The 26,742-nt window shown below is 64.9% G+C and carries 24 protein-coding genes; 18 read left to right on the top strand and 6 right to left on the bottom strand.

Annotated features, from left to right (window positions below):
- Positions 1 to 2: 2 nt before the first annotated feature.
- Positions 3 to 1,379: an aspartate aminotransferase family protein gene (locus tag EJ070_RS14735; RefSeq protein WP_126092020.1), complete on the bottom strand. Its 1,377-nt coding sequence runs from the start codon at positions 1,377 to 1,379 to the stop codon at positions 3 to 5.
- Between the two features lie 274 nt (positions 1,380 to 1,653).
- Here EJ070_RS14735 and EJ070_RS14730 point away from each other — a divergent pair, with 274 nt between their 5' ends.
- From EJ070_RS14730 to EJ070_RS14690, 8 genes are all read left to right on the top strand, one after another.
- Positions 1,654 to 2,775 (top strand): NAD(P)/FAD-dependent oxidoreductase, encoded by a 1,122-nt coding sequence (locus EJ070_RS14730; RefSeq protein ID WP_126092019.1) that lies wholly within the window; start codon positions 1,654 to 1,656, stop codon positions 2,773 to 2,775.
- Between the two features lie 251 nt (positions 2,776 to 3,026).
- Entirely contained in the window at positions 3,027 to 4,280 is a 1,254-nt protein-coding gene (locus tag EJ070_RS14725; protein ID WP_126092018.1) for a sarcosine oxidase subunit beta family protein, read from the top strand.
- 14 nt (positions 4,281 to 4,294) lie between these two features.
- Positions 4,295 to 4,564 (top strand): sarcosine oxidase subunit delta, encoded by a 270-nt coding sequence (locus EJ070_RS14720; protein WP_126092017.1) that lies wholly within the window; start codon positions 4,295 to 4,297, stop codon positions 4,562 to 4,564.
- A complete protein-coding gene (locus tag EJ070_RS14715; protein ID WP_126092016.1) occupies positions 4,561 to 7,443 on the top strand; it encodes a sarcosine oxidase subunit alpha family protein in 2,883 nt (960 codons plus the stop codon). Before EJ070_RS14720 ends, EJ070_RS14715 begins: the two co-directional genes overlap by 4 nt.
- Complete coding sequence (locus tag EJ070_RS14710; protein WP_126092015.1) at positions 7,436 to 7,960, top strand: hypothetical protein; 525 nt, start codon at positions 7,436 to 7,438, stop codon at positions 7,958 to 7,960. Before EJ070_RS14715 ends, EJ070_RS14710 begins: the two co-directional genes overlap by 8 nt.
- A gap of 56 nt (positions 7,961 to 8,016) precedes the next feature.
- The gene (locus EJ070_RS14705; protein WP_126092014.1) at positions 8,017 to 8,694 is read left to right on the top strand and encodes a TetR/AcrR family transcriptional regulator; all 678 of its coding nucleotides are present in this window, start codon (positions 8,017 to 8,019) and stop codon (positions 8,692 to 8,694) included.
- A gap of 518 nt (positions 8,695 to 9,212) precedes the next feature.
- On the top strand, positions 9,213 to 10,172 hold the full coding sequence (locus tag EJ070_RS14695; RefSeq protein WP_126092013.1) for a dihydrodipicolinate synthase family protein: 960 nt from the start codon (positions 9,213 to 9,215) through the stop codon (positions 10,170 to 10,172).
- Between the two features lie 97 nt (positions 10,173 to 10,269).
- Complete coding sequence (locus EJ070_RS14690) at positions 10,270 to 10,533, top strand: hypothetical protein (protein ID WP_126092012.1); 264 nt, start codon at positions 10,270 to 10,272, stop codon at positions 10,531 to 10,533.
- A gap of 513 nt (positions 10,534 to 11,046) precedes the next feature.
- Here EJ070_RS14690 and EJ070_RS14685 read toward each other — a convergent pair.
- Entirely contained in the window at positions 11,047 to 12,225 is a 1,179-nt protein-coding gene (locus tag EJ070_RS14685) for an SGNH/GDSL hydrolase family protein (protein ID WP_189350535.1), read from the bottom strand.
- 376 nt (positions 12,226 to 12,601) lie between these two features.
- Between EJ070_RS14685 and EJ070_RS14680 the strand changes: the two genes are divergently transcribed.
- From EJ070_RS14680 to EJ070_RS14645, 8 genes are all read left to right on the top strand, one after another.
- Positions 12,602 to 13,714 (top strand): sugar ABC transporter substrate-binding protein, encoded by a 1,113-nt coding sequence (locus EJ070_RS14680; RefSeq protein WP_126092010.1) that lies wholly within the window; start codon positions 12,602 to 12,604, stop codon positions 13,712 to 13,714.
- A 73-nt stretch (positions 13,715 to 13,787) separates the two neighbouring features.
- Positions 13,788 to 15,308, top strand: a complete 1,521-nt coding sequence (locus EJ070_RS14675) for a sugar ABC transporter ATP-binding protein (protein ID WP_126092009.1) — start codon at positions 13,788 to 13,790, stop codon at positions 15,306 to 15,308.
- 23 nt (positions 15,309 to 15,331) lie between these two features.
- Positions 15,332 to 16,282 (top strand): ABC transporter permease, encoded by a 951-nt coding sequence (locus EJ070_RS14670; RefSeq protein WP_126092008.1) that lies wholly within the window; start codon positions 15,332 to 15,334, stop codon positions 16,280 to 16,282.
- 176 nt (positions 16,283 to 16,458) lie between these two features.
- Positions 16,459 to 17,343 carry an AraC family transcriptional regulator gene (locus EJ070_RS14665; protein WP_126092007.1) on the top strand — a complete coding sequence of 295 codons (885 nt, stop codon included), beginning with the start codon at positions 16,459 to 16,461 and terminating at the stop codon, positions 17,341 to 17,343.
- Positions 17,344 to 17,455: 112 nt separating this feature from the next.
- Positions 17,456 to 18,184 carry an SDR family oxidoreductase gene (locus tag EJ070_RS14660; RefSeq protein WP_126092006.1) on the top strand — a complete coding sequence of 243 codons (729 nt, stop codon included), beginning with the start codon at positions 17,456 to 17,458 and terminating at the stop codon, positions 18,182 to 18,184.
- A gap of 32 nt (positions 18,185 to 18,216) precedes the next feature.
- Positions 18,217 to 19,824 carry an FGGY-family carbohydrate kinase gene (locus EJ070_RS14655; protein WP_126092005.1) on the top strand — a complete coding sequence of 536 codons (1,608 nt, stop codon included), beginning with the start codon at positions 18,217 to 18,219 and terminating at the stop codon, positions 19,822 to 19,824.
- A 111-nt stretch (positions 19,825 to 19,935) separates the two neighbouring features.
- On the top strand, positions 19,936 to 20,331 hold the full coding sequence (locus tag EJ070_RS14650; RefSeq protein ID WP_126092004.1) for a hypothetical protein: 396 nt from the start codon (positions 19,936 to 19,938) through the stop codon (positions 20,329 to 20,331).
- A 69-nt stretch (positions 20,332 to 20,400) separates the two neighbouring features.
- On the top strand, positions 20,401 to 21,591 hold the full coding sequence (locus tag EJ070_RS14645; protein ID WP_126092003.1) for an NADH-quinone oxidoreductase subunit D: 1,191 nt from the start codon (positions 20,401 to 20,403) through the stop codon (positions 21,589 to 21,591).
- Between the two features lie 119 nt (positions 21,592 to 21,710).
- Here EJ070_RS14645 and EJ070_RS14640 read toward each other — a convergent pair whose 3' ends face one another.
- On the bottom strand, positions 21,711 to 22,145 hold the full coding sequence (locus tag EJ070_RS14640; protein ID WP_126092002.1) for a hypothetical protein: 435 nt from the start codon (positions 22,143 to 22,145) through the stop codon (positions 21,711 to 21,713).
- A 314-nt stretch (positions 22,146 to 22,459) separates the two neighbouring features.
- Here EJ070_RS14640 and EJ070_RS14635 point away from each other — a divergent pair, with 314 nt between their 5' ends.
- Positions 22,460 to 22,705 carry a hypothetical protein gene (locus EJ070_RS14635; RefSeq protein WP_126092001.1) on the top strand — a complete coding sequence of 82 codons (246 nt, stop codon included), beginning with the start codon at positions 22,460 to 22,462 and terminating at the stop codon, positions 22,703 to 22,705.
- 64 nt (positions 22,706 to 22,769) lie between these two features.
- On the opposite strand, the gene EJ070_RS14630 is transcribed toward EJ070_RS14635, so the two are convergent.
- The gene (locus tag EJ070_RS14630; RefSeq protein WP_189350533.1) at positions 22,770 to 23,387 is read right to left on the bottom strand and encodes a methyltransferase domain-containing protein; all 618 of its coding nucleotides are present in this window, start codon (positions 23,385 to 23,387) and stop codon (positions 22,770 to 22,772) included.
- Between the two features lie 273 nt (positions 23,388 to 23,660).
- On the opposite strand from EJ070_RS14630, the gene EJ070_RS14625 reads away from it, so the two are divergent.
- Positions 23,661 to 24,287, top strand: coding sequence for a TetR/AcrR family transcriptional regulator (locus EJ070_RS14625; protein ID WP_126091999.1), 627 nt, complete (start codon positions 23,661 to 23,663; stop codon positions 24,285 to 24,287).
- Positions 24,288 to 24,323: 36 nt separating this feature from the next.
- Here the strand turns inward: EJ070_RS14625 and EJ070_RS14620 are convergent, their stop codons facing one another.
- Positions 24,324 to 24,920, bottom strand: coding sequence for a hypothetical protein (locus EJ070_RS14620; RefSeq protein ID WP_126091998.1), 597 nt, complete (start codon positions 24,918 to 24,920; stop codon positions 24,324 to 24,326).
- Positions 24,921 to 24,924: 4 nt separating this feature from the next.
- Positions 24,925 to 26,610: a DUF6880 family protein gene (locus tag EJ070_RS14615; protein WP_245464882.1), complete on the bottom strand. Its 1,686-nt coding sequence runs from the start codon at positions 26,608 to 26,610 to the stop codon at positions 24,925 to 24,927.
- Positions 26,611 to 26,742 lie beyond the last annotated feature (132 nt).

Here is a 26,742-nt window from a genome sequence, read left to right as displayed (position 1 = left end):
GTTCAGCCCTGCGGCTGAACCTGCGGCAGCGCGGCGTCGAGCGACCGTTCGAACGCGTCAACCAGGGCATCGACCTCAGCCTCGGTGATGATCAGCGGCGGACAGAAGGCAATCGCATCGCCCATGTTGCGCGAGATCACGCCATTCTGCTGCAGGAAGCCGTTGACCAGCGCGCCGAGCGCGGCGGGCTTGCCCCACGGCGCCTTGCTGGCCTTGTCGGCGACCAGCTCGACGGCGGCGATGAGGCCGACGCCGCGCACCTCGCCCACCAGCGGATGGGAATCCAGCTTGCGCAGCCGTGCCTGCAGGCGCGCGCCGACCTTGCGCGCATTGCCGACGAGGTCGCGCTCCTCGATCAGCTTGATGTTTTCCAGCGCGACGGCAGCAGCCACCGGATGGCCGCCGCCGGTGAAGCCGTGGCCGAAAGTGCCGATGCGGTTGCTCTCGTCGGCGATCGGCTCGAATACCTTGTCGTTGATGAGCAGCGCCGAGATCGGCAGGTAGGACGACGAGATCTGCTTCGACAGTACCATGATGTCGGGCTTGATGCCGAAAGTCTGCGAGCCGAACATCTTGCCGGTGCGGCCGAAGCCGCAGATCACCTCGTCGGCCACCAGCAGGATGCCGTATTTCGACAGCACCGCCTGGATCTTTTCCCAATAGCCGGCTGGAGGAACGATGACGCCGCCGGCGCCCATGATCGGCTCGCCGATGAAGGCGGCGATCGTCTCCGGCCCCTCGGCAAGGATCAGCGTCTCGAGATCTTCGGCCAGCCAGCTGGAGAACTGCTCCTCGCTTTCGCCAGGCTCGGCGTCGCGCCAATGGTGCGGCGTCGAGGTGTGCAGGATATTGGCGATCGGCAGGTCGAAGGAGAGATGATTGTTCGGCAGGCCGGTCAGGCTGGCGGAAGCGACGGTGACGCCGTGATAGCCGCGCTTGCGGCTGATGATCTTCTTGCGCGCCGGCTGGCCAAGCGCGTTCGACCGGTACCAGATCATCTTGATCGCCGTGTCGTTGGCCTCGGAACCGGAATTGGTGAAATAGGCCTTGCTCATCGGCACCGGCGCCATCTGCACCAGCTTCTCGGCAAGGTCGATCAGCGGCGAATGCGCCTTCGAGCCGAAGTCATGGTAGAAAGGCAGCTTGGACATCTGTCTTGTGGCCGCCTCGACCAGCCGCTTTTCCGAAAAGCCGACCGCGACGCTCCACAAGCCCGCCATCGCCTCGATGTAGCGGTTGCCGGCGATGTCCTCGACATAGACGCCGTCGCCCTTTTCGATGACCAGCGGACCCGTTTCCTGGTGCTTGCGGGCGTTGGTGTAGCCATGCATGTGGTAGCGGATATCGCGGGCTTCAGGGGAATTCGGTCTGGCGTCCATGACGGCTCCTGTCTGCGGGCATGCAAGCGAAGATAGGACCGTCTCGCTTGTCGAGAAGTCTCTGGTTCCGTCCTCGCGTCGGCTGTTTGATGCATCACCGCGCAACCGGTCCGCAAGAGCCGCCGTGTCACGATCGATAGCGCCATGCGATCCGAACCCCGACCGCGACCGATCCCAACGTCGCGGCGCGGCACATAAACGCCGACACCGATGGACACGGGCGATATGATCCTTGAACTGTGGCGCGTCGCTGGCGTAACCGAATGGACTAAGCATGGAACAGGTCGACTGCATAATTGCCGGCGCCGGCGTGATCGGTCTTGCGATCGCGCGCGACATGGCGGCCCAAGGCCTCGACACGCTGATCCTCGAAGCGGCGGACGCCATCGGCACCGAGACGAGTTCGCGCAATTCGGAAGTCATCCACGCCGGCATCTATTACCCTGAAGGCTCGCTGAAGGCCCGGCTGTGTGTCGCCGGACGCGATACGCTCTATCGCTACGCGGCGGAACGCTCGATCCCGCACCGGCGGTCAGGCAAGCTGATCGTCGCCACCGTCGCAGCGCAGGAGCCGGTGCTTGCCGCCATCCGCGCCGGCGCCATCGCTTGCGGTGCCGGCGACCTGCGTTTCCTCTCAGCAGCCGAAGCGCAGGCGCTCGAGCCGGCGCTGCATTGCACGAAGGCGCTGCTCTCGCCTTCAACCGGCATCATCGACAGCCACGCCTTGATGCTGACGTTACTCGGCGACGCCGAGGAAAGCGGCGCGAAGCTCTCGCTCAACACCCGCATCGTTTCGGGCCGTATCGAGGCCAACCGCATCGTGCTTCAGACGACAGACACGGCGAGCGGCGAAGGCTTCGGCATCGCCACATCCCGTTTCGTCAACGCAGCCGGCCTCGGAGCGGTCGCGCTGGCTGGCTCGCTCGAAGGTTTCGACCGTCGGTACCTGCCGACGCTCCGCTGCGCCAAAGGCAACTACTTCTCGGTGGCGGGCCGGGCGCCCTTCTCGCGGCTCGTCTACCCCGTGCCGGAGCCGGGCGGGCTCGGTGTCCATCTGACGCTCGACCTTGGCGGCACTGCCCGGTTCGGACCTGACGTCGAATGGACCGAAGTGCTCGACTATCGCGTCGATCCGGCGCGCGGCGAGCGCTTTTATGCCGCGATCCGCAAATACTGGCCGCACCTTCCCGACGGCAGTCTGCAGCCGGCCTACAGCGGCATCCGGCCGAAACTCTCCGGCCCGGGCGAAGCCAACAGCGACTTCGTCATCCAGGGTGCCGCGACCCACGGCGTCGCGGGCCTTGTCAATCTGTTCGGCATCGAAAGCCCCGGGCTGACCTCCAGCCTGGCGATCGCCGATCATGTGACGCGCATGCTTGCGCCGGAAACGCGCTGATGAACGACCCCGACACTGAAGAATAGTAGATTGTCTTCGCCCCTAATGGACACAGGTGTCCATTCGAGCTAAGTTCGGGCTCCGCGATGATCGACGGCCTTCGTCAATCCGCAGCGAAACGGGATGGATCATGGACCTTCGAGAGCGGGGGCAAGTTGATTGCGCCAGTTTGGCGCCGGACCCCAACGCAGCGTTTCGATCCCCTTCGCACCGACGCAATCTCCATCACGCGATGATGCGGGCTTGAGTGCATGACAAGACACTATTCAGCGCTTTCGCTCTTCAAGGAAGGGATCGCCGGCCAGACCGGCTGGGAAAAGGCCTGGCGCTCGCCCGAGCCGAAGCCGCGCTATGACGCCATCATCATCGGCGGTGGCGGCCACGGCCTCGCCACGGCGTATTATCTCGCCAAGAACCACGGCGTCACCAACGTGGCATTGCTCGAGAAGGGCTGGATCGGCGGCGGCAACACCGGCCGCAACACCACCGTGGTGCGCTCCAACTACTTCTGTCCCGAAAGCGCGGCGATCTACGGGCTCGCCCACAGCCTCTACAAGACGCTCTCGAAGGACCTGAACTACAACGTGATGTTTTCGGCGCGCGGCATCCTCACCCTCGCGCACAGCGAAGCGGGCATGGAAACCGCCGCGCGGTCGGTCAACGCCATCCGGGTCAACGGCATCGATTGCGAGCTGTTCTCGGTCGAGGACGTGCGTCGCGTCGTGCCGATCTACAATTTCGGCCCGGATGCCCGCTACCCGGTCTATGGCGGCACCTGGCAGCCGAGCGGCGGCACCGCCCGTCACGATGCCGTCGCCTGGGGCTATGCGCGCGCGGCCAGCCGTCTCGGCGTCGACATCATCCAGAATTGCGAGATCACCGACTTCATCATCGAGAACGGACGCTGCCGTGGTGTCGTCACGTCGCGCGGCGCAATCCGGGCCGAGCGCACGGGAATGGCGGTGGCCGGCCATTCGTCGGTGCTGGCGGCGAAGGCGGGATTTCGGCTGCCAATCAACTCCTACGCGCTGCAGGCCTGTGTGTCCGAGCCGGTCAAGCCGATCCTCGATACAGTGGTGATCTCGCCGGACACGGGTGTGTACGTCAGCCAGTCGGACAAGGGCGAACTGGTGATCGGCGGCGCGCTCGACCGCATCCCGTCCTATGCCCAGCGCGGCAATCTGCCGGTGCTGGAGGGCGTGATCGCCGGCATGCTCGACATGTATCCGATCTTCGGCCAGTTGAAGATGATGCGGCAATGGGCCGGCATCGTCGATGTCGTCCCGGATTCCTCGCCCATCATCGGTGAATCGCCGCTGCCCGGCCTCTTCCTCAATTGCGGCTGGGGCACGGGCGGCTTCAAGGCTATCCCCGCCGGCGGCACGCTGCTTGCCCATCTGCTCGCCACCGGCACGCACCACGACATCAGCCGGCCTTTCGATCTCGACCGCTTCGCTCGCGGCCGGCTGATCGACGAGGCGGCCGGCTCCGGCATTGCCCATTGAAGGTGTAGAAAAAGATGCAGCTCTTTCCCTGCCCGTTCTGCGGGCCGCGCGAAGAAAGCGAATTTCACTTCGGCGGCGAGGCCGGCAATTTGAGGCCCGATGGCGGCGATGTGACGGCCGAGCGCTGGGCCGGCTATCTCCACATGCGCGACAATCCGAAGGGTCCAACCCGCGAGATCTGGATGCACCTGACCTGCGGCGAGTTCTTCGCGATGAGCCGCGACAGCGTCAATCACAAGGTGTCGGGCTCTTGCGCGCTCGGCGAAGCGGAGCACGGCGCATGAGTGCGTTCCGTCTCGCCAATGGCGGCAGCGACATCGATCGCGCCCGCCCGCTGGCCTTCACCTTCGACGGCAGGCGCGTCGAGGGTTTTGCTGGCGATACGATCGCCTCTGCCTTGCTCGCGAGCGGCCAGGCCATTGTCGGCCGCAGCTTCAAATATCACCGGCCGCGCGGCATCTGGGGCTCCGGTGTGGAGGAGCCCAACGCGCTGGTCGATATCGAAGGCGCCGACGGTCGCGTGCCGAATGCGCGGGCAACGACCGTGCCTGCGAGCGACGGCATCATAGTCAAGAGCGTCAACGCTTTGCCGACGGCGCTGGCCGACCGCAACGCGGTGCTCGACCGCTTCGCCCGCTTCCTGCCCGCCGCCTTCTACTACAAGACCTTCATGTGGCCGGACTGGCACCTGTTCGAGCCGCGCATCCGCGCCATGGCCGGACTTGGTGTCGTCGACCCTGACTGGAAGCCGCGCCCGGTCGCGGACCAGGTCAACCACGATTGCGACGTCCTGGTGGTAGGGGCCGGACCGGCGGGCCTCGCCGCGGCGGCCGGCGCAGCGGCGGCCGGGCACTCGGTCGTCCTTGTCGACGACAGGACGCACCCCGGCGGGTCGCTGCGCCACCGCGCGGGCGAGGTCGACGGTGTAGAGGGTGCGGAGTGGGCCGAGGCAGTCGTGGCCAAGTTGAAGAGCGGCGGCCAGCTCGTGCTGATGGAAACGACCGCCTTCGGCCTTTACGATCACAATCTGGTGGCGCTCAACCAGCGGCACAGCGACGGCCGGCCCGATACGTTGTGGCGGGTGCGGCCGCGCCGCATCGTGCTGGCGACGGGCGCGATCGAACGGCCCGTTCCGTTCGCCAACAACGATCTTCCCGGCATATTCTCCGCCGATGCCGCGCTCGCCTATCTGCGCCGGCATGGTGTGCTCGTGGGCCGACAGGTGGTCGTCGCGACCAACAACGACAGCGCCTACGAGCCGGCCTCGGCACTGGCTGCCGCCGGCGCCTCTGTGACCGTGGTCGATTGTCGGCGTGACGGCGGCACGCAAGCGACAACCGGTGTTCGCGCCCTTTCCGGGCGTACGGTCGCAGCGGCGCGCGGGCACAATCCCATCCAGGGTGTCCTGCTCGACGACGGCACGGCGCTCGCGGCCGATTGCGTGCTCGTCTCCGGCGGCTGGACGCCCACCGTGCACCTGTTCTCGCAGGCAAAGGGCAAGCTCGCCTGGAGCGATCAACTGGCGGCTTTCATTCCGGGAGAGTCTATCGACGGGATCGGCGTAGCCGGTGCCGTGGCCGGTACCGTCCCGCTTTCCGAGACCTTGGCCAGCGGCGCGGCGGCTCTCGGTCCGTTCGGCTCCTCGTCCTTGCCCGTGCCTCGCGGCACGGGAGCGGAGGCAACGCTTGGTGTCGTCAGCCTGTGGCCGAAGCCCAAGGCCAAGGGCCGCGTCTGGATCGACTATCAGAGCGACGTCACCGCCAAGGACGTCGAGCTTGCAGCGCGGGAGAACTTCGTCTCCGTCGAGCACCTGAAGCGCTACACGACGCTCGGCATGGCGACGGACCAGGGAAAGACGTCGAACCTGAACGGCCTGGCGCTGCTGGCCGATGTCACCGGCCGCGCCATCCCCGAGGTCGGCACCACGACCTACCGGCCGCCATTCACGCCTGTCCCGTTCGCCAGCTTGGCGGGCGCACGACGGGGAAGCATGCACGCCCCAATCCGCCGCCTGCCGCTGGAAGCAGACCATCGCGCGGCAAGAGGGGTGTTCCAGGAATATGGCGGCTGGTTGAGGCCGGCCTATTACGGAAACGGCGAAGCCGGGGCCGCAATCCAGGAGGAAGCGCGGCGCGCCCGGCAGTCCGTCGCGCTCTTCGACGGCTCGACGCTCGGCAAGATCGAGGTGATCGGTCCGCGCGCGGCCGAATTCGTCGACTTCATCTATTACAACACCATGTCGACCCTGAAGCCGGGTCATTGCCGCTACGGCTTCATGCTGTCGGAAAATGGCGTGGTCTTCGACGACGGCGTGCTGGTTCGCCTGGACGAGCATCGCTTCATCGTCTCCTGCTCGTCGTCGCATGTCGCAGCCGTCTATGCCAGGCTGGAAGAGTGGCGGCAGGATCGTTTCGGCCGCGATGCGGTCTATATCCACAACGCCACCGCGCAATACGCCATCTTGACCGTGTCGGGGCCGAGCGCGCGCGGGCTGGTGGAAGCGCTCGATCTGGGTGCTGCGCTGGACGATGTCAGCCTGCCGCACATGGCCGTCGCCGCCGGCCGCTTTGCCGGCGACGAGGTGCGTATGACCCGGGTCTCCTTCACCGGCGACCGAAGTTACGAGATCTCCATTCGCGCCGATCGGGCCGAGGCGCTGTGGGCAAGGATGCAGCAGGAGGGCCGCGCGTTCGACGCCGTTCTGCTCGGGCTCGAGTCCTTGATGATCCTGCGCGCCGAGAAAGGGTACATCGCCATCGGCAAGGACACCGACGGCAACGTCATGCCGCACGACCTTGGCGTGGCCGGGCCGCGCAGCAAACGTACGGGTGAATTCGTCGGCCGGCGCTCGCTTTTCACCGAAGCGGCGAACCGCTCCGATCGCAACCAGCTCGTCGGCCTGGCGGTCCGCGACGGCGAGGCGCCGCTGGCGACCGGCGCGCATGGCGTGGAGAAAAGCGGGGGCCGCCTCAGAAGCATCGGCTTCGTCACCTCCAGCTATCAAAGTCCGACCCTGGGGCGCCCGGTCGCCCTGGCGCTCATCGAACGGGGCGCCGCGCGGCATGGCGAAACGATCGACGTTCAACATCTCGGCGTCGTGCGGCAAGCAACCATAGTCCCGCCCTGCGCCTTCGATCCGGAAGGGAGGCGCCTGCATGCGTAACCTGGCCGACAAGTGGCCGGCGGCGCCCGACTGGACCGCTGCGGTGTTGAACAAGGGCGGCGTCAGCGTGCGCACGCTGGGCGGGCTGAACCAGCTCCTGGTCAGCGGCCACCTGGCGGCCTGGTCGAAAGGCTCGGGACTTGCAGGCGAGGGCGTGGGCGCCGGTGCAGTCGCGAGCGGCGACAACTACATGGTGCGGATCGCGCGCGATCGCATTCTTGCCGTTGGAGAACGGCCGTTTTCTATCGCGGCCGGCTGGCACGAAGCTGGTTTCGCGGTTTCCATCGTGGATGCCGGGTTGCATGTGTTCGAGGTCGAGGGGCCGGGTCTGGCCGGTCTGGTCGCAAGGGGCACGACGCTCGATCCGGACCAGACAAGCCGCTCGGCTTCGGTGCTTTTTGCCGGCGTCAATGTGCTCTTCTATCGTTTCGGCAACCCCAACCGGGCGCGTCTCCACGTCGACCGCGGTTTCGCGCCCTATCTTTGGGAATGGCTCGAACAATCGGCAGCGTTGTAGCGGTTCGCTTTCAGGTTTATCTAGCCGCGGTTAAGTTAAATGTTGCCTGGCTCGCTATGCTCTCCGATTCCAGTGTTGAAGACGTCGTGCGCCGGTCCGGTCTGACCGGCAACACCAAGGTGACGCGCGAGGACTGGATGAAGCTCGCGCTGGAGACGCTGATCTCAGAGGGCGTCGAGGCCGTGCGCGTGCTTGCGCTCGGGCAGAAACTGAACGTCTCCCGCTCCAGCTTCTACTGGTATTTCAAGAGCCGCCAGGACCTGCTGGATCAGCTTCTGGACCATTGGCGCAACAACAACACCCGTTTCATCGTCGAGCAGGCGGGCCGGCCCGCCGCGTCGATAACGCAGGCCGTGCTCAACGTCTTCGAGTGCTGGCTGGATGAGGCGCTGTTCAATCCGCGGCTGGATTTCGCCGTGCGCGCCTGGTCGCGCCAGTCCGCCGAAGTGCACCGGATCGTGACCGAGGAGGACGACGCGCGCGTCGATGCCATCCGCGCGATGTTTTCAAGGCACGGCTATGAAGCCACGGAAGCATTCGTGCGGGCGCGCGTGTTGTATTTCACGCAGATCGGCTACTACTCGCTCGAGATCGTCGAGCCGGTGAGCAACCGTCTGTCGCTCACACCGGCTTACCTGCTCACGCACACGGGCGAAGCACCTCGCAAAGGAGAGGTGGAAGCCTTTGCCGAAAAGGTGCGGCGGCGCACCGCGCAGGCGGGCAGACCCGACTGATCGACGCCGCGGAGCGCCGCGCACCACCCTCGCCTCAATTCAGATTGCGTGAAACTCCTTGGCGGCTCACCCGGCAGTCGACATAAAATCACGCGACAGGCTACTATTTTGCGCGGGCGCCTAAACAACTAATCCCCGCTGACGTCACGCTCGACTGGTTCGTCTCTGGCCGGTCCGCCGGCATCGCCGGTCGCGCTGCCACTTCACCGAGGTCGACATGCCCAACATGTCCGACAGCACATAGCTTTGCGGGGCAAGGGTCCGTCGGGATCGAGATCGCGGCTGTGCTCGCCCGTGCTCCAGGCGCGGCCGGTGATCTGCGGAACGATCGCTTTGGCGGCCGGCGATTTCAGTCTTCCATCATCGTAAGCCGCGCCCGCGGCACGACGTCGCCAGCGACGCGAATGCTGGCTTCGTACGCGTCGTTTCTCCCGGTCGACCACGATTATCCGCTTGGCAAGCCGCACCGCTCCGGGACAAACTGATCAATCTGCGTGCCAGCCTCGAGGAGGATCCGAATGAACGCCAATGTCTTTTCCGGCTGCATGCCGGCGCTGATGACGCCTTGCACGAATGATCGCCTCCCCGACTTCGACCCGCTCGTGCGCAAGGGACGCGAGCTGATCGCCGCCGGCATGTCGGCGGTCGTCTATTGCGGCTCCATGGGCGATTGGCCATTGCTGAGCGACGAGCAGCGCATGGAAGGCGTCGAGCGGCTGGTGAAAGCCGGCGTGCCGGTGATCGTCGGCACCGGAGCGGTCAACACCGCCAGTGCCGTAGCCCACGCCGCCCATGCCCAGAAGGTCGGCGCACGCGGCCTGATGGTGATCCCGCGCGTCCTGTCGCGCGGACCGTCGGTGACGGCGCAGCGCCACCACTTCAAGGCGATCCTCGCCGCCGCCCCCGACCTGCCGGCTGTCATCTACAACAGCCCTTATTACGGCTTTGCCACGCGCGCCGATCTGTTCTTCGCGCTGCGCGCCGAACATCCGAACCTGGTTGGCTTCAAGGAGTTCGGCGGACCGGCGGATTTGCGCTACGCGGCGGAAAACATCACCAGCCGCGATGATGAGGTTGCGCTGATGATCGGCGTCGACACCGCCGTCTTCCACGGTTTCGTCAATTGCGGCGCCTCCGGCGCCATCACCGGCATCGGCAACGTGCTGCCGAAGGAAGTGCTGCATCTCGTGGGTCTCAGCCGGGCGGCGGCGAAGGGCGACGCCGAAGCGCGCCGGCTGGCGCTGGAGCTGGACGCCGCGCTTGGCGTGCTCTCGTCCTTCGACGAGGGTCCGGACCTGGTGCTCTATTTCAAGCACATGATGGTGCTCAAGGGTAACCCCGAATACCGGCTTCACTTCAACGAGACGGACGCCCTGACCGACAGCCAGCGCGGCTATGCCGAGGCCCAGCTCAAGCTGTTCGACGCCTGGTATGCCCAGTGGTCGAGGCAGCCTGCTATGGCAAGATACGCTGCCTGACCGGCCTGCATGGCGGCGGGGAGTCACCTGAACCATCCGCGCTCCCTCCGCCATCGCTGCATGGCACATACGCGACGCGGATGAGGATAGGGAGGCGGTGGAGGCGATCTATGCCCATCACGTCCTCCACGGCCTGGCCACCTTCGAGACGATGCCGCCACAGGCAAGCGAGCTGGAAGCCAGGCGCGAGACGGTCGTTTTGGCCGGCACAGCTGGGCGCCAGACCGATCCGTCTCCGATCACCTGTGCACGGGTAGATGCGGAAGGTCCGTTGGGTAACAGTTTTTGGTGTCGCTCGCCTTTGTCCGGCATGCCGCGCCGGACCAATGATCAGCAGGCAACTGCTGGCACCCCGCAATGATCAATGTCGCAGCCAGCGTGATCAAAGCGGGCATGCTTCGCATCAGAGACCCTCCAACTGGCGGAGCTTTCTCATCCACAATGACAGCCGAAGTCTCCACGCTTTTTGTTTTCATCTTTTCTGTTCCCATAGTCTTTGGTTAAATTTGGATTGATCTGCAGCACCGCTCAGCAGTAAAGCGATATAGGGGTATCTTATGGGGATCGCCTTCGCCTTCTTTGAGCCAGATCAAATCTGCCTCCGCGAGCCGCTGTGTAGGATTTAGCTGATGCTTCTGGGAGAAGCGCCGAGACCTGTTGGAGCTGCTACCGCTCAACGAACTCCGACTTCGCCTTTCGTTTCCCGAACGACTTTGGAGTTGGCGGATGGTTCCCAATCTCGCCGCCAGGGGCTCCGGTGGGATCTGCCTGCTTGATCCAAGGACGGCAACCAACCCTGCAAGTCGGACACGACCACGGCGAGGATGCCGACCACGACGGCGTTCCAAGTAAGAATTGGGTCGCTGCTGCCTTCTCAGCCTACCAGCAAACCCTCGAAAGCTTTCTCGAACACCTTGGCCATTTCGGCGTAACCGTCATCGGACGGATGCAGGCCGTCGCCGCAATCGAAGGCGGCGAGCAGCCTGGACGGATTGGCAGGATCGGCCAGCGCGCGCTCGAAATCGACGACGACATCGGCTTCGCCGGATGTCCTGATCCAGGCGTTCACCGCCTGTCGGTCGCGCTCCTTGAACGCCGAGTAGAAGGTCTTTAGCGGCAGGCCCTCGAACGCGCCGCCGAAAGGCGGCAGCGTGCCGAGCAGCACCTTGATGCCGTTGAGGCGGGCGCGGGCGATGATCTGCCGGTAGGCCGCGATCAGGCTTTCGACAGCGACTGCCTCTTGGCTTCCGGCAAGCATGGTTTCCGGCCAGCCGATGTCGTTGATGCCTTCCAGCACCGAAATCCATTTGACGTTCGGAAAGCTCAGCACGTCGCGGTCGAAGCGGGCGAGCGCGTTAGCGCCGCGGGCACGGCTGGCGAGCACGCGGTTGCCGCCGATCCCCTGGTTGAGGACGCCGATGCCCGACAGCCGGCCGCTTTGGGCGAACCGCTCCGCCAGCCGGTCCGGCCAGCGCGCATTGCCGTCGATGCTCGAGCCGAAGCCGTCGGTGATGGAATCGCCGAGGCAAACCAGCGAGCCACTGCCCGGCCCGCTCTCGACCAGGACGGCGCTGAGGAAATAACGGCTGGTCGAGGTCTGCTGCACCGGCAATTCGGGCGCTTCGGCGAAATCGCCGAACTCGGAGATATAAGCGGTCTGTTGCGCCTCGTAGTGATAGGTCTCGATCGGCGCGAAGTCGGGGAAATAAAGGCTGATCGCAATCTGTCCGAGATCGGGAACCTTGAGCTCGATCGGGTCGCTGAGCAGCGGCGCGCCGGGCGCCAGATCGGCCTGCCTCTCGCCGCCGAATGTCACATGCCGGATCGTCGCGGCATCGACCGCGCCCTCCTTCGCGGCAAGGGCCACGGTAGCGGCGCCGATCCGGATCGGCGAGGCGCCATATTCGTTGGACAGCCTCAATCGCAACCTCTCGCCGCCCTTGCTGACGCGCAACACCTGGCGCACCGTCTGCTGGTGGAAGCCGTAGAGCACGGCGTCTCCGGGCCAGACATTCATCGGGCTGGCGCTCCAGGTTCCGATCCAGTGTTCCATCTTCTCCATCCCTTCGATTTTCGGCGTAGCCCGCGCGAACACAGATAGCCGCGGCGCGCGACGCAGGCTACCGGTTGCGCTTTCCGCGACACATACATTTTTGACTCGCCGCACCACGCACCTGCAGTCCAGCCCTTCGCTTTCCGGAATGATGGCGCAGCCGCAACATCGGTTTTCCCGAGCGGAATCAAAAAAGTACTAACACCTGCCCCGGAACGTGGTGGCTGGCCGGACAGCGCGCGCCTAGCCTGAAATCGACATCAGATCGCCGGGGGAGGAGACGTCCGGAAGATGTCCAGGGCTGCATGCCCCGTCGGGCGGCTTCGTGGAAAAGCCGCGCCGGCAATGGATTCCAACCATTTTCAGGGAGCGAGACATGGGTTCCGAAACCAAGAGCTTTATGATGAACCGCCGCACGCTTTTGCAGGGTGCGGCAGCCACCGCCGGCGGCCTGTTGCTGGCGAGTGGCGAGCGCGCTGCGGCGCAAGGCGCGGCCTCCAAAATTGTGGCCTGGGAGACCGGCTATCTCGGGTTCTTCTTCTTCGTCGTGCTGCAGGAGGCGCTGAAGCGCAAGGTCGAAAGCCTCGGCCTGGAGTTCGTCGGCAAGGACGCCAATGGCGATGCCAACGCGCAGGTCAACGACTGGAACAGCCTTCTGTTGCAGAAGCCGCGCTACCTCATTTCCGACGCACTGGACTCGGAACTGCTCATCCCGCTGGCCAAGAAGGCGACGTCGCTTGGCGTGCCGCTCGGCATGGTCGACACCGTGCTCACCGGCGGCGAGGTGGCCGCCTCCGTCACCTTCGACAACAAGCAGTCGGGCGTCATGGCGGCCGAGAAGACCGCTGAGCTTTTGACCAAGAAACATGGCTCGCCGAAGGGCAGCGTGCTCAACAATTACGGCTCGCTGACGGCGGTCGCGCTGCGCGACCGCAAGGACGGTTTCGAGGACACGCTGAAGAGCAAATACCCCAACATCGAGATCATCTCGCGGCCGCAGAACAACCAGCATGAGCAGGCGCTCGCCGTGGTCTCGGCGACGCTGCGCGAGCGGCCGGACCTCGACGCCATCCACATGCCGACCGACATCTTCGTCGTCGATGCGCGAAAGGCGCTCGAAACGCAGAAGCGGCTGTTCCCGGTCGGCCACGAGAAGCACATCATCCTGACCAGCATCGATGCCTCGCCGAACGCGCTGGAATGGGTGAAGGCCGGCGAGATCGACGCCGATATCGCGCAGGACCCGATCGCCTATGTCGAGATCGTCGTCGACCTGCTGGAAGAATACACGCTGAAGGGCAAACCGGTCCCGACCGGACCCTACGAGAACAAGAAGTATTTCTGGGAGAAGGGCACGATCGCCGACAGCCCGTGCGGCCCGCTGCTGACCATCCCGCCCTACTTCCTCACCAAGGAGAACGCCGACGACCCGCGCCACTGGGCCAATGTCGTGACCCAGGTGTGGAAGATGCAGCAGAACGCCGGCTGAGATCGCAGCCGACGAGACGGGTGGGAACGCGCCGTCGCGTTCTCACCCCATTTCGGAATTACCGGTTATCCAGATGAATGTCGCCGAAGGCACGATCGTGCCCGATAGTCTTGCGCCGGACAACGCCGGTGCTGTCCTGACCGTCGACAACGTCTTCAAGCGCTTCGGCCCGCTTGCGGTGTTGGACGGCGTCTCGCTGACCGTCTCGAAAGGGGCGATCCATGGCCTGCTCGGCAAGAATGGCGCCGGCAAGTCGACGCTGTCCAACATCATCGCCGGCCTCTTGCACCATGACGGCGGTTCGATCCTGTTGGCCGGCGAGGACGTATCGGCCCTGCCGCTGACGGCGCGCAGGAAGCGCGGGCTCCATCTTCTCTCCCAGCATTCGGAGATCTTCGAGGACCTTTCGATCGGCGAGAACCTTCTGCTGCCGGAATTGCCGAGGCGCTTCGGCCTGACCGACTGGGCAGCGCTTCATCGCCTGGCGGCGCGCCAGCTCGAAAGCCACGGCATGCCGGTCGACCCGCGGCGGCGCGCCGGCGACCTCGGCGCCAGCGACAGGCGCAGGCTCGCCATCATCAAGGCGGTCGCGGCCGAAGCCTCGCTGATCATCCTCGACGAGCCGACGGCGGGCCTGGCCGCGGCGGAACGGCTGCATCTTCTCGAATGGGTAGAAAGCCTCACCGAAAGAGGCACATCCTTCATCTACATCTCGCACCACAATGACGAGGTGCGGCAGCTTTGTTCGGAATACACGGTCCTGCGTGACGGCAAGGTCACCGCCAGCGGCAAGGCGGCAGAGCTTTCGGCCGACGCCATGGCGCGCGTCATCACCGGCGCCGATGTCGCCGAGTTCCACCGCAGCCGCGAGAACTACTCCGCCGCCATCGCGCTCCGCGGGCTTTCCTTTCCCGGCGGCGGACCGGTCGACCTGACGATCGGCCGTGGCGAGATCGTCGGCCTCGTCGGTCTGCTCGGCGAAGGGCCGCAGGAACTGATGCGGGCGCTCGGCGGTCTGCTTCCCATCGAAGCCGGCGCCGTCATCATCGATGGGCGGGAGGCGCGTCTCGGCTTGCCGGGGCAGAGTCTCGACTCGGGCATCGCCTATCTCACCCACGACCGCATCGGCGAAGGTCTGGTCGGCTCGATGTCGGTGACCGAGAATCTCAACCTCGGCAATTGGCCGCGGTCGCTCGGCTGGCTGGTCAGCGGCGCCGGTATGAGCCGCCGCATGCGCGAGGCGCGCGGCGCCATGGATATCGTCATGGGCAGCGGCGGCCAGGAGATCGGCGAACTGTCCGGCGGCAACCAGCAGAAGGTGCTGCTCGGCCGGCTGCTGGAACGCAAGCCAAGGCTGCTTCTGCTCGACGAGCCGACCGTCGGCGTCGATGTCGCCGCCAAGGAACAGATCCACCGCCTGATCGACGATGCGACGAAGAAGGGCGTCAGCGTGCTGCTGCTCGCCCAGGACCCGGAAGAGATGCAGCGCCTCGTCGACCGCGTGGTGATCTTCTCCAGGGGTCGTATCGCGCGCACGCTGCAGGGCGCCGAGATAACCATCGACGCGATCGCCGAAGCGAGAACGGCGCGATGAAAGTTTTGAGGTAAGGCTCCGAAATGGCCAGCAAGAAATTCCTTCTCGACAATGTGGTCTGGATCCTGATCGTCGTGTTCAGCATCCTTGCCGGTTTCCTCAATCCGTTCTTCCTCTCGGAAGGCAATCTGCAGAACGTGCTGGTGCAGGCGACCACGCTGGGCGTCCTTGTGCTTGCGGTTTCCTTCACGCTTCTGATCGGCGAGATCGACCTGTCCGTGGTCGGCAATCTCGTCTTCTCGAGCATGGTCGGCGCCTATGCCATGCAGCAGTTCGGCGTCCACTGGACGCTTGCCGTCCTCATCACCATCGCCGCCGGCGTGTTTGTCGGCCTGCTCAACGGCTACTTCGTCGCTTATCTGCGCATGAACTCGCTGATCGCGACGCTGGCGATGGGGCTTTTCCTGCAAGGGGCGGTGCTCGGCGCCACGCAGGCGCGCACCATGGTCGTCACCGACGAAGGCTACAGCTACATAGGCAGCGCCACCATCGGCAACTGGCCGGTGATGCCGATCGCGCTGTTCGTCGCCTATCTCCTGGCCCATGTCGTGCTTGCCTATTCGGCCTGGGGGCGGAACCTCTACGCCACCGGCGGCAACCGCCGGGCGGCCAACGCCGCCGGCATCAACGTCAAGCGCGCAAGGCTCGGCGCCTTCACCGCCTCGGGCTTCCTCGCGGGGCTCGCCGGCTTCCTCTACACCTCCTATCTTGGCGGCGTTAGCGTCACCGTCGGCAGCACGACGCTGCTCTATGCCGTGGCGGCACCCGTCATCGGCGGCGTCTCGCTGTTCGGCGGGCGCGGCCGCGTCATCGGCATGCTCGGCGGCACGCTGCTCATCACCGTCATCCAGACCGGCCTGCAGCTCATCAATGTCTCGGCCTATTATATCCAGATGATCGGCGGAGCGATGATCCTGCTCGCGATCGCCGTCGACGCCTTCCGCATCAGAAGCGAGGAGCGCGGCGTCGTTTGAAGGCGGCGTCGGCTTTGTGGAGGAGGCTCAGGATAGTCAAAAAAGTACTAATGGTCGGACGGGAACATAGTGGCGCCGGTTTTGTCGGCTCAGTAGTCTGGCCGGTATGAGACCGATGGGAGGTGGCGCGTCGACGAGGCGATCGCGCTCAGGGTTTCGATTCGGGAGGAACAGCGATGAAACCTGATCTCGAGGTTGTGCAGATCAGGCCGGGCGAGTCGTTCACCGCCTGGTCGCACGGCTATCCGTTCCGCACCGTGCGCTGGCATTTCCATCCGGAATATGAGCTGCATCTCATCGTCGCCACCCGCGGCCGTTATTTCGTCGGCGACTTCATCGGCGAGTTCGAGCCGTTCAATCTGGTGCTGACCGGCCCCAACCTGCCGCACAACTGGGTGAGCGATGTGCCGAAGGACGCGACGGTGCCGCTGCGCTGCCGCATCATCCAATTCAACGAGGGCTTCATCGACGGCGCCATCAACACCTTCCCCGAGCTTGGTGCACTGACGCCGGTGCTGGAGGCCTCGCGCCGCGGCGTCCTGTTCAGCCGGCAGACCAGCCGGCAGCTCGCCCCGCTGATGGAAGAGATCATGAATTCGCAAGGTGTGCGCCGCATCGAGCTGTTCATGATGATGATGGGCCTGCTCAGCCGCGCGGAGGGCGCGCGGATGCTCGCCAGCGCAAGCTACCTGCCCGACCCGTCGGGCTATATGTCGGCCGGCATCAACAAGGCGCTTGCCTATCTGCGCGAGAACCTGACCCAGCCCTTCAGCGAGACGGATCTGGCCGCCATCGCCGGCCAGTCGCCCAGCGTCTTTTCACGCTCCTTCCGCCAGCATACCGGGATGACGCTGGTGCAATATGTGAAGCGGCTGCGCATCAATCTGGCCTGCCAGATGCTGATGAGCGACGAGCAGGCCTCGATCACCAATATCTGCTTCGAGGTCGGCTACAACACCCTTTCCAACTTCAACCGGCAGTTCCTCGCCGAGAAAGGCATGACGCCTTCGCATTTCCGGCGGCTGACACTGCACAATATCAACCTGGCGAAAGCGGCCTAGCCAGCCGGCACGACAGACAGCGGAAGACGGTAGCCGGGAGCAAGCCGACCCCGGCGAGGCGAAGCGTTGCCTGCGTGCGGACTGGAACGGCAAGACGGAACATGAGGACCCCATGGCTCAGAAACTGATCGACAAGGTCGCCGCGGTCACTGGAGCCGCCTCCGGCATCGGACTCGAATGCGCCCGCATGATGGTCTCGGAAGGCGCGCGCGTGGTGCTGGTCGACCGCGACGGAGAGGCGCTGCGCGCCGTCTGCGAGGAACTTGGCCCGGCGGCGATCCCGTTGCGGGTCGATCTGACGGATACCGCCGATGCAGCCCGCATGATGCCCGGGATCCTCGACCGTGCCGGCCGGCTCGATATCTTCCACGCCAATGCCGGCGCCTATATCGGCGGCGAGGTGGTGAGTGGCGACCCCGATGCCTGGGACCGCATGCTGAACCTCAACATCAACGCCGCCTTCCGCTCCATCCGGGCCGTGCTGCCGCATATGGTCGAACGCAAGACGGGCGACATCGTCATGACCAGCTCGATCGCCGGCCTGGTGCCCGTCGTGTGGGAGCCGATCTACACCGCTTCCAAGCACGCCGTGCAGGCCTTCGTGCACACAGTCCGGCGGCAGGTCGCCAGATACGGCCTGCGCGTCGGCGCCGTCGCACCCGGTCCGGTTGTCACCGCGCTCATCAAGGATTGGCCGAAGGACAAGCTCGAGCAGGAGCTTGCCGCCGGCGGGCTGATGCAGCCGATCGAAGTGGCGGAAGCCGTCATGTTCATGCTGACCCGGCCGCGCACCGTCACCATTCGCGATCTTGTCATCCTGCCGCAAAGCAATGACCTATAGAAACCGTTTGGACCGGCGAAGGATCTGAAGTCATGAGCAGCCATTTCATCGGCATCGACATCGGCACCGGCAGTGCCCGCGCGGGCATCTTTGACGAACAAGGTGTGCTGCTCGCCTCCGCCAAGGCCGACATCGCCATCTGGCACGCCGAAGGCCACATCGTCGAGCAGTCGAGCAACGACATCTGGCGCGCCGTCGCGGCCACCGTCCGCGAGGCCGTGTCGCTAGCCGGCATTTCAGCGCAATCGGTGCATGGCATCGGCTTCGATGCGACCTGCTCGCTTGTCGTTCTCGGGCCGGGCGGCGCGCCGCTGACGGTCAGCCCGTCGGGCGATCCGGAGCGCAACATCATCGTCTGGATGGATCACCGCGCCACCGATCAGGCGCGCCGGATCAACGACACCGGCGAGGACGTGCTGCGCTTTGTCGGCGGCACCATCTCGCCGGAGATGGAAACGCCGAAACTCCTGTGGCTCGCCGAGAACATGCCCGGGACCTTTTCGGCGGCATGGCAGTTCATGGACCTCGCCGATTTCCTCACCTGGCGGGCAACCGGCAGCCTGGCGCGCTCGACCTGCACCGTGACCTGCAAATGGACCTATCTCGCGCACGAGGCGCGCTGGGACGACGCCTATTTCCGCAAGGTCGGGCTGGGCGCGCTTGCGGATGAGAAATTCACGCGGATCGGCACCGAGATCGTGGCGCCCGGAAGCGCGCTCTCCAACGGCTTGACGGACGAGGCGGCGGCCGAGCTCGGCCTGTTGCCTGGAACGCCGGTCGCTGCCGGCATGATCGATGCCCATGCCGGCGGCATCGGCTCGGTCGGCGCGCGCGGCGGCGCCGGCGACGTGACGACGCGCATGGCCTATGTCTTCGGTACTTCCGCCTGCACCATGACGACGACCGAGCAGGCGGCCTTCGTGCCTGGCGTGTGGGGGCCTTACTTCTCCGCCATGGTGCCGGGCCTGTGGCTGAACGAAGGCGGCCAATCGGCGGCGGGCGCCGCCATCGATCGTCTCGTCGGCATGCACCCCGCCGCCGTCGAGCTTGCCGGCATCGCGGCGCGCAGCGGCCAGAGCCTCAGCCAATGGCTGGCGCAGGAAGCCGAACGGCACGGCGGCGCGGCCAGGGCCGATAGGCTTATCGGCAGCCTGCACGTCGTTCCCGAATTTCTCGGCAACCGCGCGCCTTTGGCCAACCCCGAAGCGCGCGGGCTGATTGCCGGGCTGGACATGGCGACCGGCGCCGACAGCCTCGTCGCGCTCTATCTCGCCGGCCTGTGCGGCCTCGGTTATGGCGCGCGCCAGATCCTGGCGGCCATGCATGGCCGCGGCATCGAGATCGATACGATCGCCATCAGCGGCGGCGCGGGACAAAGCCCGCTCGTGCGGCAGCTCATCGCCGACGCCACCGGCAAGGTGGTCTACGCGCCGACGTCCCCCGAGCCGGTGCTGCTCGGCTCGGCGATGCTCGGCGCCGTGGCCGCCGGCCGCCACCCCGACCTTCCTGCGGCCATGGCGGCGATGTCGGAGGTGGGCGAGGTCTATTCGCCGAATTCTTCGCTCGCCGCCTGGCACGACAGGCGCTTTGCCGCGTTCGAACGCCTGCAGGCCGCCGCGCTGTCGGTGCTGGCCGTGTGAGATCTCCAGCCGCCTCCCGCCGACGTTCACCGTCACTTGCACTCTTCGCCCGGAACCATCGCCGGGCGGAGGGGTTGTGTCGTCAGACTTCGAGAGACGGAAGGAAAGACGATGCGGACGTTGACGATGATGCTCGCTCTTTCGACCTTTGCCCTGGCGCAGCCGGTGTCGGCTCAACGCGCCGATCCGCAACCGCCCCAGGCTCTGCCGCCGGCTGAACAGCCTCTGCCCGACCAGGTGCAACCCGATCCGGGAAATTCCGGCCAGAGCGTTACCAATGTTGTGGTGGTGGCGATGGAGGACTTGCCCGCGGAGATCAAGGCCCAAGCCGAAGCCGTGGTCACCAGGACGACCGCCAAGGACCTGGCCAAGCTGCAGAAATCGATCGATGCCTCACCCGAGGCGGTATCGGTGCTGCATGCAAACGGGCTGAATTCCTCGCAGGTCGTTGCGGCCAACATCGACGGCGACGGCACGCTGACGCTGATCATCCAGACCACGACGTGACCGGCGTCGTCAGACGCGGCTGACCCGACCGTCACGGCCAACAAGACCAGATTCCGCGGAGGGGCCGCCATGGCCGAAACCGCCGTCCGCAATTTCACCCTCAACTTCGGACCGCAGCATCCGTCGGCGCATGGCGTGCTCAGGCTGGTGCTGGAGCTGGACGGGGAGATCGTCGACCGCGCCGATCCGCATATCGGCCTGCTGCACCGCGGCACGGAAAAGCTGATCGAATACAAGAACTATCTGCAGGCCCTGCCGTACTTCGACCGGCTCGACTATGTGGCGCCGATGAACCAGGAGCATGCCTTCTGCCTCGCCGCCGAGAAGCTGCTCGAAATATCGGTTCCCCGGCGCGGGCAGCTCATCCGCGTCCTGTTTTGCGAGATCGGCCGGCTCTTGTCGCATCTGCTCAACGTCACCACGCAGGCCATGGATATCGGCGCGCTGACGCCGCCGCTCTGGGGCTTCGTCGAGCGCGAGAAGCTGATGGTGTTCTATGAGCGTGCGTCCGGCGCGCGCATGCACGCCAATTACTTTCGGGTCGGCGGCGTGCACCAGGATCTGCCGGGGCAGTTGCTCGACGACATCTGGGATTTCTGCGATCCGTTCCTGAAGGTCTGCGACAACCTCGAGGAACTCCTCACCGACAATCGCATCTTCAAGCAGCGCAACGTCGACATCGGCGCGATCTCTCTCGACGACGCCTGGGCCTGGGGTTTTTCCGGCCCGATGGTGCGCGGCTCGGGCGCGGCCTGGGATTTGCGCAAGGCGCAGCCTTACGAGTGCTACCCCGAGATGGAATTCGACATTCCGGTCGGCAAGCACGGCGACTGCTACGACCGCTATCTCGTGCGCATGGAGGAGATGCGGCAGTCGGTGCGGATCATGAGGCAGTGCCTGGAAAAACTGCGCTCGACCGATGGCCAGGGGCCGGTCGCCGTGCCCAACCAGAAGATCACCCCGCCGCCGCGCGCCACCATGAAGCGCTCGATGGAGGCGACGATCCACCATTTCAAGCTCTATACCGAGGGCCATCGCGTGCCGCCCGGCGAGGTCTACGCCGCGGTGGAAGCCCCGAAAGGGGAATTCGGCGTCTATCTGGTCTCGGACGGCAGCAATGTTCCGTACCGCTGCAAGATACGCGCGCCGTCTTTCGCCCATCTCCAGGCGATGGACTATCTGTCGCGCGGGCACATGATCGCCGACGTCGCGGCAATCATCGGCTCGCTGGACATCGTGTTTGGCGAGATCGATCGCTGACTGATGACGTGGAGTGCCAGGCGTCGCTACGATGGAGCGGCGGGAGAGTATGCAACTCCCCCGCCGCTTCGGGTCCGGTATTGAGCCTTCCGCGCGGTTCCGCGAACCGCGGCCATTGCTCAGTACGTGAACAGGCCTCTCAGCCAGGCAAGAATGCCTGAGCCCGGCGAGATGGCCGCACGGACACGGGACGCCGCCCAGCGTGCCGGCAGGTTGGCGCCGACATGGCAATGGCAGACGACCTCGTGCAGCTGCCAGTCGCTAAGCTCGAAGAAGCGCTTCGCTTCGCCGTAACTGTCGTCCTGCAAACCTTGAGCACGAAAGATCGGGTCTTCGAAAGCGACAGTGATCGGCGATCCGGCCGCACGCATTCTTTCGCGCACTTCTGGAGTGGCATATTCGGTGCCCGCAAGCGCCATGAGGCGCCGGCCGGGGTCTTGCTCGAGAAGTTGCGCCCAGCGTTCGAGGCGCTGGCCTCGACTGGCGATGAGAACCGCTGCTTCAGCATGAACGTCGGCAACGGCATTGAGTTGGTCTACGGTTTGGTGCTTCAAGGCCGCCTCCTATGTCGGCAGATGATCACCCGCCCCACTACGGAACTAAGGCGCTGCATGGCGCCGGCAAGAGCCGAAACGGGTTATGAGAATCATTTGATCGGCATTCGTGTCCCGCGCCGCCGGATTGCGACGGATTCGCGTTGGAACCATCCGCGGGCGTGACCGTTCTGCCAGCGTCAGCCGCCCCCCGGACGCTCGATGAGCGCCAGGGAATGCGGTGATCAATCCATCATGTTCTGGTCGAGCGGATGTCCGGTTGCCGGAAACCCCATCACGCCGACGGCCCGCCAGCGCAACGAGGGAACCACTTTATGGCCATTCTCCCCAACCCCGACCCGACGCCGACGCCAGTGCCCACGCCGCCGCCGTTCCCCGACCCGAAGCCGATGCGCGAGCCGGATCCGGAGCGGCTGCCGGACGAGACCCCTGTCCCCAATCCGGATGAGAACGACGTGCCACCCAAGCATTCGGCGAAGCTCGGCGGCGCCAGTCGGCGTGAGCAGTCTTCTCCCAGCGCTCCTTCGTCGACTCGATCGTACGTTCCGCAATCCAGGTAACTCATAGAAACGCTTACTGTGCCGCGTTTGGCACTTACGCCCGCCATCGGCGTGGCCGCAATGTTCATACCCTGATGCCGCGCAGGTAGTGCAGGCCGAGCCAATTGAGCGGACCGCCTTCGATGCGCTCGAATCCGGTTGCCGCCAGCGGTTGGCGAAGACCGTGCAGGTCGAACTGGCCATGCAGGCCGTGCTTTGCCGACATGTGTCCGCGTTCACTGACGGGGCCTGCATAGTCGATCAGCAACAGCCGTCCGCCCGGAGGCAGAACGCGTGCCGCCTCGCGCAGGCAAAGGCTGCGTCTTGCTTCCGGCACCATGTGCAGCACCGTCGTGAAAGTGACTGCATCGAAGCGTCCGTCCTCGAACGGCAATTCGGCCGCATCGGCATGGTGAAAGGCGATGTCGAGGCCCGCCCGGCCGGCCTTGCGGCGAGCCGCGGCAAGCATCTTTTCGGAAACGTCGACGCCGACCACCGATCCGCCGGGCTGCACGCGGCGCCATGCGGAAATCGCCTGCGTGCCGGTGCCGCATCCGACCTCCAGCAGTTGGAAGCCCGGCGCCAGACCGGCCAGATCGAGCAGCGCCTCGCGATAGGCCCGGTCGCGCCCGCGGGTCAGGACAAGGACCAGCAGGTCGTAGAGGCGCGGAAAGCCGATGCCCTTGTTGGCGTCGGGGCTCATTACGGCTCCAGCGACGCGCGCTTGGCTTCGCATATGGTGCATGTTCATCACGTCCTTCCTTCAACAGGCAGTTCAAGAACCCGCGAATGCCGGGAAAAGCGGCCGACGACTGGCGAAGCTTCGAAACAGTCCGTATGATAATGAACACTCTGTCCGGAATTTTCGACGGACGATGCAGGCGGAACGTCCGTTAGTGGACAATTCCGCGCCCGCCGTCCTGGAAAAGGCGGGCCAGGAAAGACGCTCCGTGGACCGGCGAAGGAGAAGTGATCCATGTCGCGCCAGATCGATCGGCGAGCGGCCCGCACGCGCAAAGCCCTTCACCAGGCGCTGCTGACGCTTATGCTGCGCAAGGGTTACGAGGCTCTCTCGGTGCAGGACATCATCGATGAAGCCGACATTGGCCGCTCGACATTCTACGCCCACTATACCGGCAAGGAGGATCTGCTGCGCAGCGGCTTCCAGATGCTTCGGGAGGAGCTCAAGGAGGCGCAATCGATGGTGCGCGTGGGAGCCGAGGCCTCGCACGACGACCCGCTCGGCTTCAGCACGGCCATGTTCAAGCATGCCGCCCGGTATGCCGATCACTACAGGACGATGATCGGCGGGCGCGGCGGCGCCGTGACGGAGAATGAAATCCGCCTGATCCTGTCAGAGATGGTACGGCAGGAACTGCCCCCTACCCTCCATGGCGATATGATGCCGCGCGACTTCGTCGTGCAATTCATCGTCGGCGCTTTCCTTACGACTCTGAACTGGTGGTTCGAGCGGAAGCCGAAACTGTCGCCGGCCCAGGTCGACGCCATGTTCCGGAGCCTGGTGCTCGATGGGCTTTCACCCTTGGTAGGCGGCAAGCGACGGCCGGCGGATCACCCCGCTGCACATCGCGATGCGGATTGATCGGTCTCAACGATGGGGTCCCGTCGACTGAGCCGATCAGAGAGGGTGGGCCTCATCGACATTCGGCAATTCAAGTGCAGAGCGGAGCAAGCCGCGACCTCGTCGATAAAGGGTCGAATACGCAACCGGCGCCAATAGGTCGGCGTGAGGCTGGAAATCCGCAATGCGCTTGTTGAAACGTATTGTCCCGCAGCCGGGAACCAGGCAATCCCGATTTCCCTTCGGACATTTGCTGAAAGAGCAAAGCCGGCCAAGGTAACGGTCGCTGTCGGGTTCGAACAGGAACACGTCGAGTTGATGGCTGACGAAGCTGATGCCGACGCCTGTCTCGAATGCCTGCCGCAGCGCGGCGGCGCCTGCGCGACGCAGTTCGCCGAGCCGGTGCTGCGAATTGATCCATAGGGCCAGGTCGAGGTCGCCGCATTCATGCCAGACCTCGATGCGTGCCCGGCGGAACTCGCTGAACCTGGGAATCTCCTTCCAGAGCGGTTTCGCCACCGAGCCAATAACGGCGATCGCCTCGATTTCGGAGAACGTCATCCAGGCCCGCGTGACGACATCGGCCGCTATGCGGAACTGGCGCTGTCGTTCCAGAAGGTACCGGTTCTGGCTTTCGATCTCTGACCGCTTCATGGACTCATCCGATAAGCTTCATCAAATTGCGTTTGCGGCCAAAGCGGAGCTTGAGTTCGGCAATATGAGCGGCCTGTTCCTTTGGAGAACGCAGCCCTGCCATGCGGAGCAGCAACTTCATCACCTCCTCATAGGCGGGAGCCCCACCGACTTCAGCCAGTTCATCTATGCGCGTCGCATAGGTCTCGATCGCCTCGCCGGGATGTGTCGCCTCGCTCGCCGCGGCGAGGGTTTCACGCAAGCTTGACGACACACCATACTTGCGGACCGTCGCCCAAGCATCGTCGAACGCCCGGTCATGGATCATGATGCGGACGAGCAGGTCTGCGGGGAATCCCCATCGCGTCGGCGCTTTGCCTGCGAGTTGCGATCGTAGGAACTTCGTCGCGGCTTCGCCCGCGCCGCTGCCCCCAATCCGGCACAGTTCCTCGTACAGTTGAAGGCTGGGTGCCTTTTCGAACGCTCGTTGCAGCAGCTTTTCGGCCTCTTTGCACCGGCCGGCACGCGAAAGAAGCTCGACCGTGAGCAGCACGAGCCGCTCGTCCAAACGGTCGTCCTCAAATACCCACAGCCCCTCTTCAGCGCGGCGAAGAGCCTCGTCCGCTCGACCATGTGCGAGGCAGAACTCCGCAAGCTGTAAGTAGCGCCAGGGTGACGACAGCTCTTTCGCCCGCAAGCCTATGCGGGCATCGAGGTCGCCATCGCTTTCGGCGAACCCGTCCAGGACATGCATCAGCAAATCATAATTCGCGTCAGCATCCGTGGTGGACGAAAGACGTCCCGCCTGTGGGCCGACCTTCGGCGGCAGCTTTTCCCACGCCTCCGCCGCCAGGCGGCGATACTCGGCAAGTCCCAGCGCGCCCAACACGTCGGCATAGATTGTCGAAGCGCCGTCGAACGCGTCATATTCGCCCTTCATCTCGCGAGCGAACAGCGTCCTGGCAAATAATACAGGTTCAGGTCCCGCGGCGCGGGCAGCGCTCAAGTGAATATCCTGCGCTCGGCACAGCAGGCCGCCGCAATGACCGTCGGAGTCGTCGATTGACCCGATCGCCCTTTCGATCCGGTCGAAGGCATGCTCCGCCAAGCGCAAAGCGAGGACCGAACGCCCGGACGGCACAAGGTCGGCGACGACGTCAAGCACCTCATCCACGCCCGCGGCCCATCCAGGTACCGCGCGGTATTCGACGTAGCCTCTCGTCCTTGTCTCGTCATCTATGGCCTTGCGCAAACGCGCTTCGAGCGTCTTGTCGTCAGCGCTCATTGTCGACGCGGCCATGTCGAGCTTGCGAAACAGCGTCGGATCGCCATCGATGAACCCGACAATCATTTCGATCAGGGCGTCGATGCTTTTCGCGCGCAGGTATTCCCGGATGCGGGCGAGCGCGCCGACGTCTTCCGGCTCCGCGTCCGCAGCATTCGTCGCCAGCGCGACCGCGACCATGTGCTTGCAAAAACCCCTATCGTCGAAAGCCGGACAGGAACAGCTTCCTCCGATCTCGGAACCCCGGCCGGTGACCTCTGCGCGGTAGTCCTCCGTGCCGGCGACCTGAGCGCGCACGCGCCGCGCATCCGTGGTGAGTATATCAACCTGGCCTTGGGAGCAGTAGGCTTCGCCACGCGCAAACACCTTGTCGCCCGCAAGCTCGCGCAAGGTTGCGACGTCAAAGCGGGTCCGGCTCTCGGTCATATGTGGTTGGACCCCAACTCCATTCGATCACATGCAGAACCTTGCCCGATCGACCAAAAATGTCACTGAACCGGACGCGAAGGTGGCGGGTTGGATCGCCGCTTAACAGCATCAAGACAGCGACGAATCGAT

Origin of the sequence: Mesorhizobium sp. M1E.F.Ca.ET.045.02.1.1 (genome assembly GCF_003952485.1) — a bacterium.
Taxonomy (GTDB): Bacteria; Pseudomonadota; Alphaproteobacteria; order Rhizobiales; family Rhizobiaceae; genus Mesorhizobium.
The sequence above is the reverse complement of the archived record's forward strand: the minus strand, read 5'-3'. Positions and strand labels throughout refer to the sequence as shown.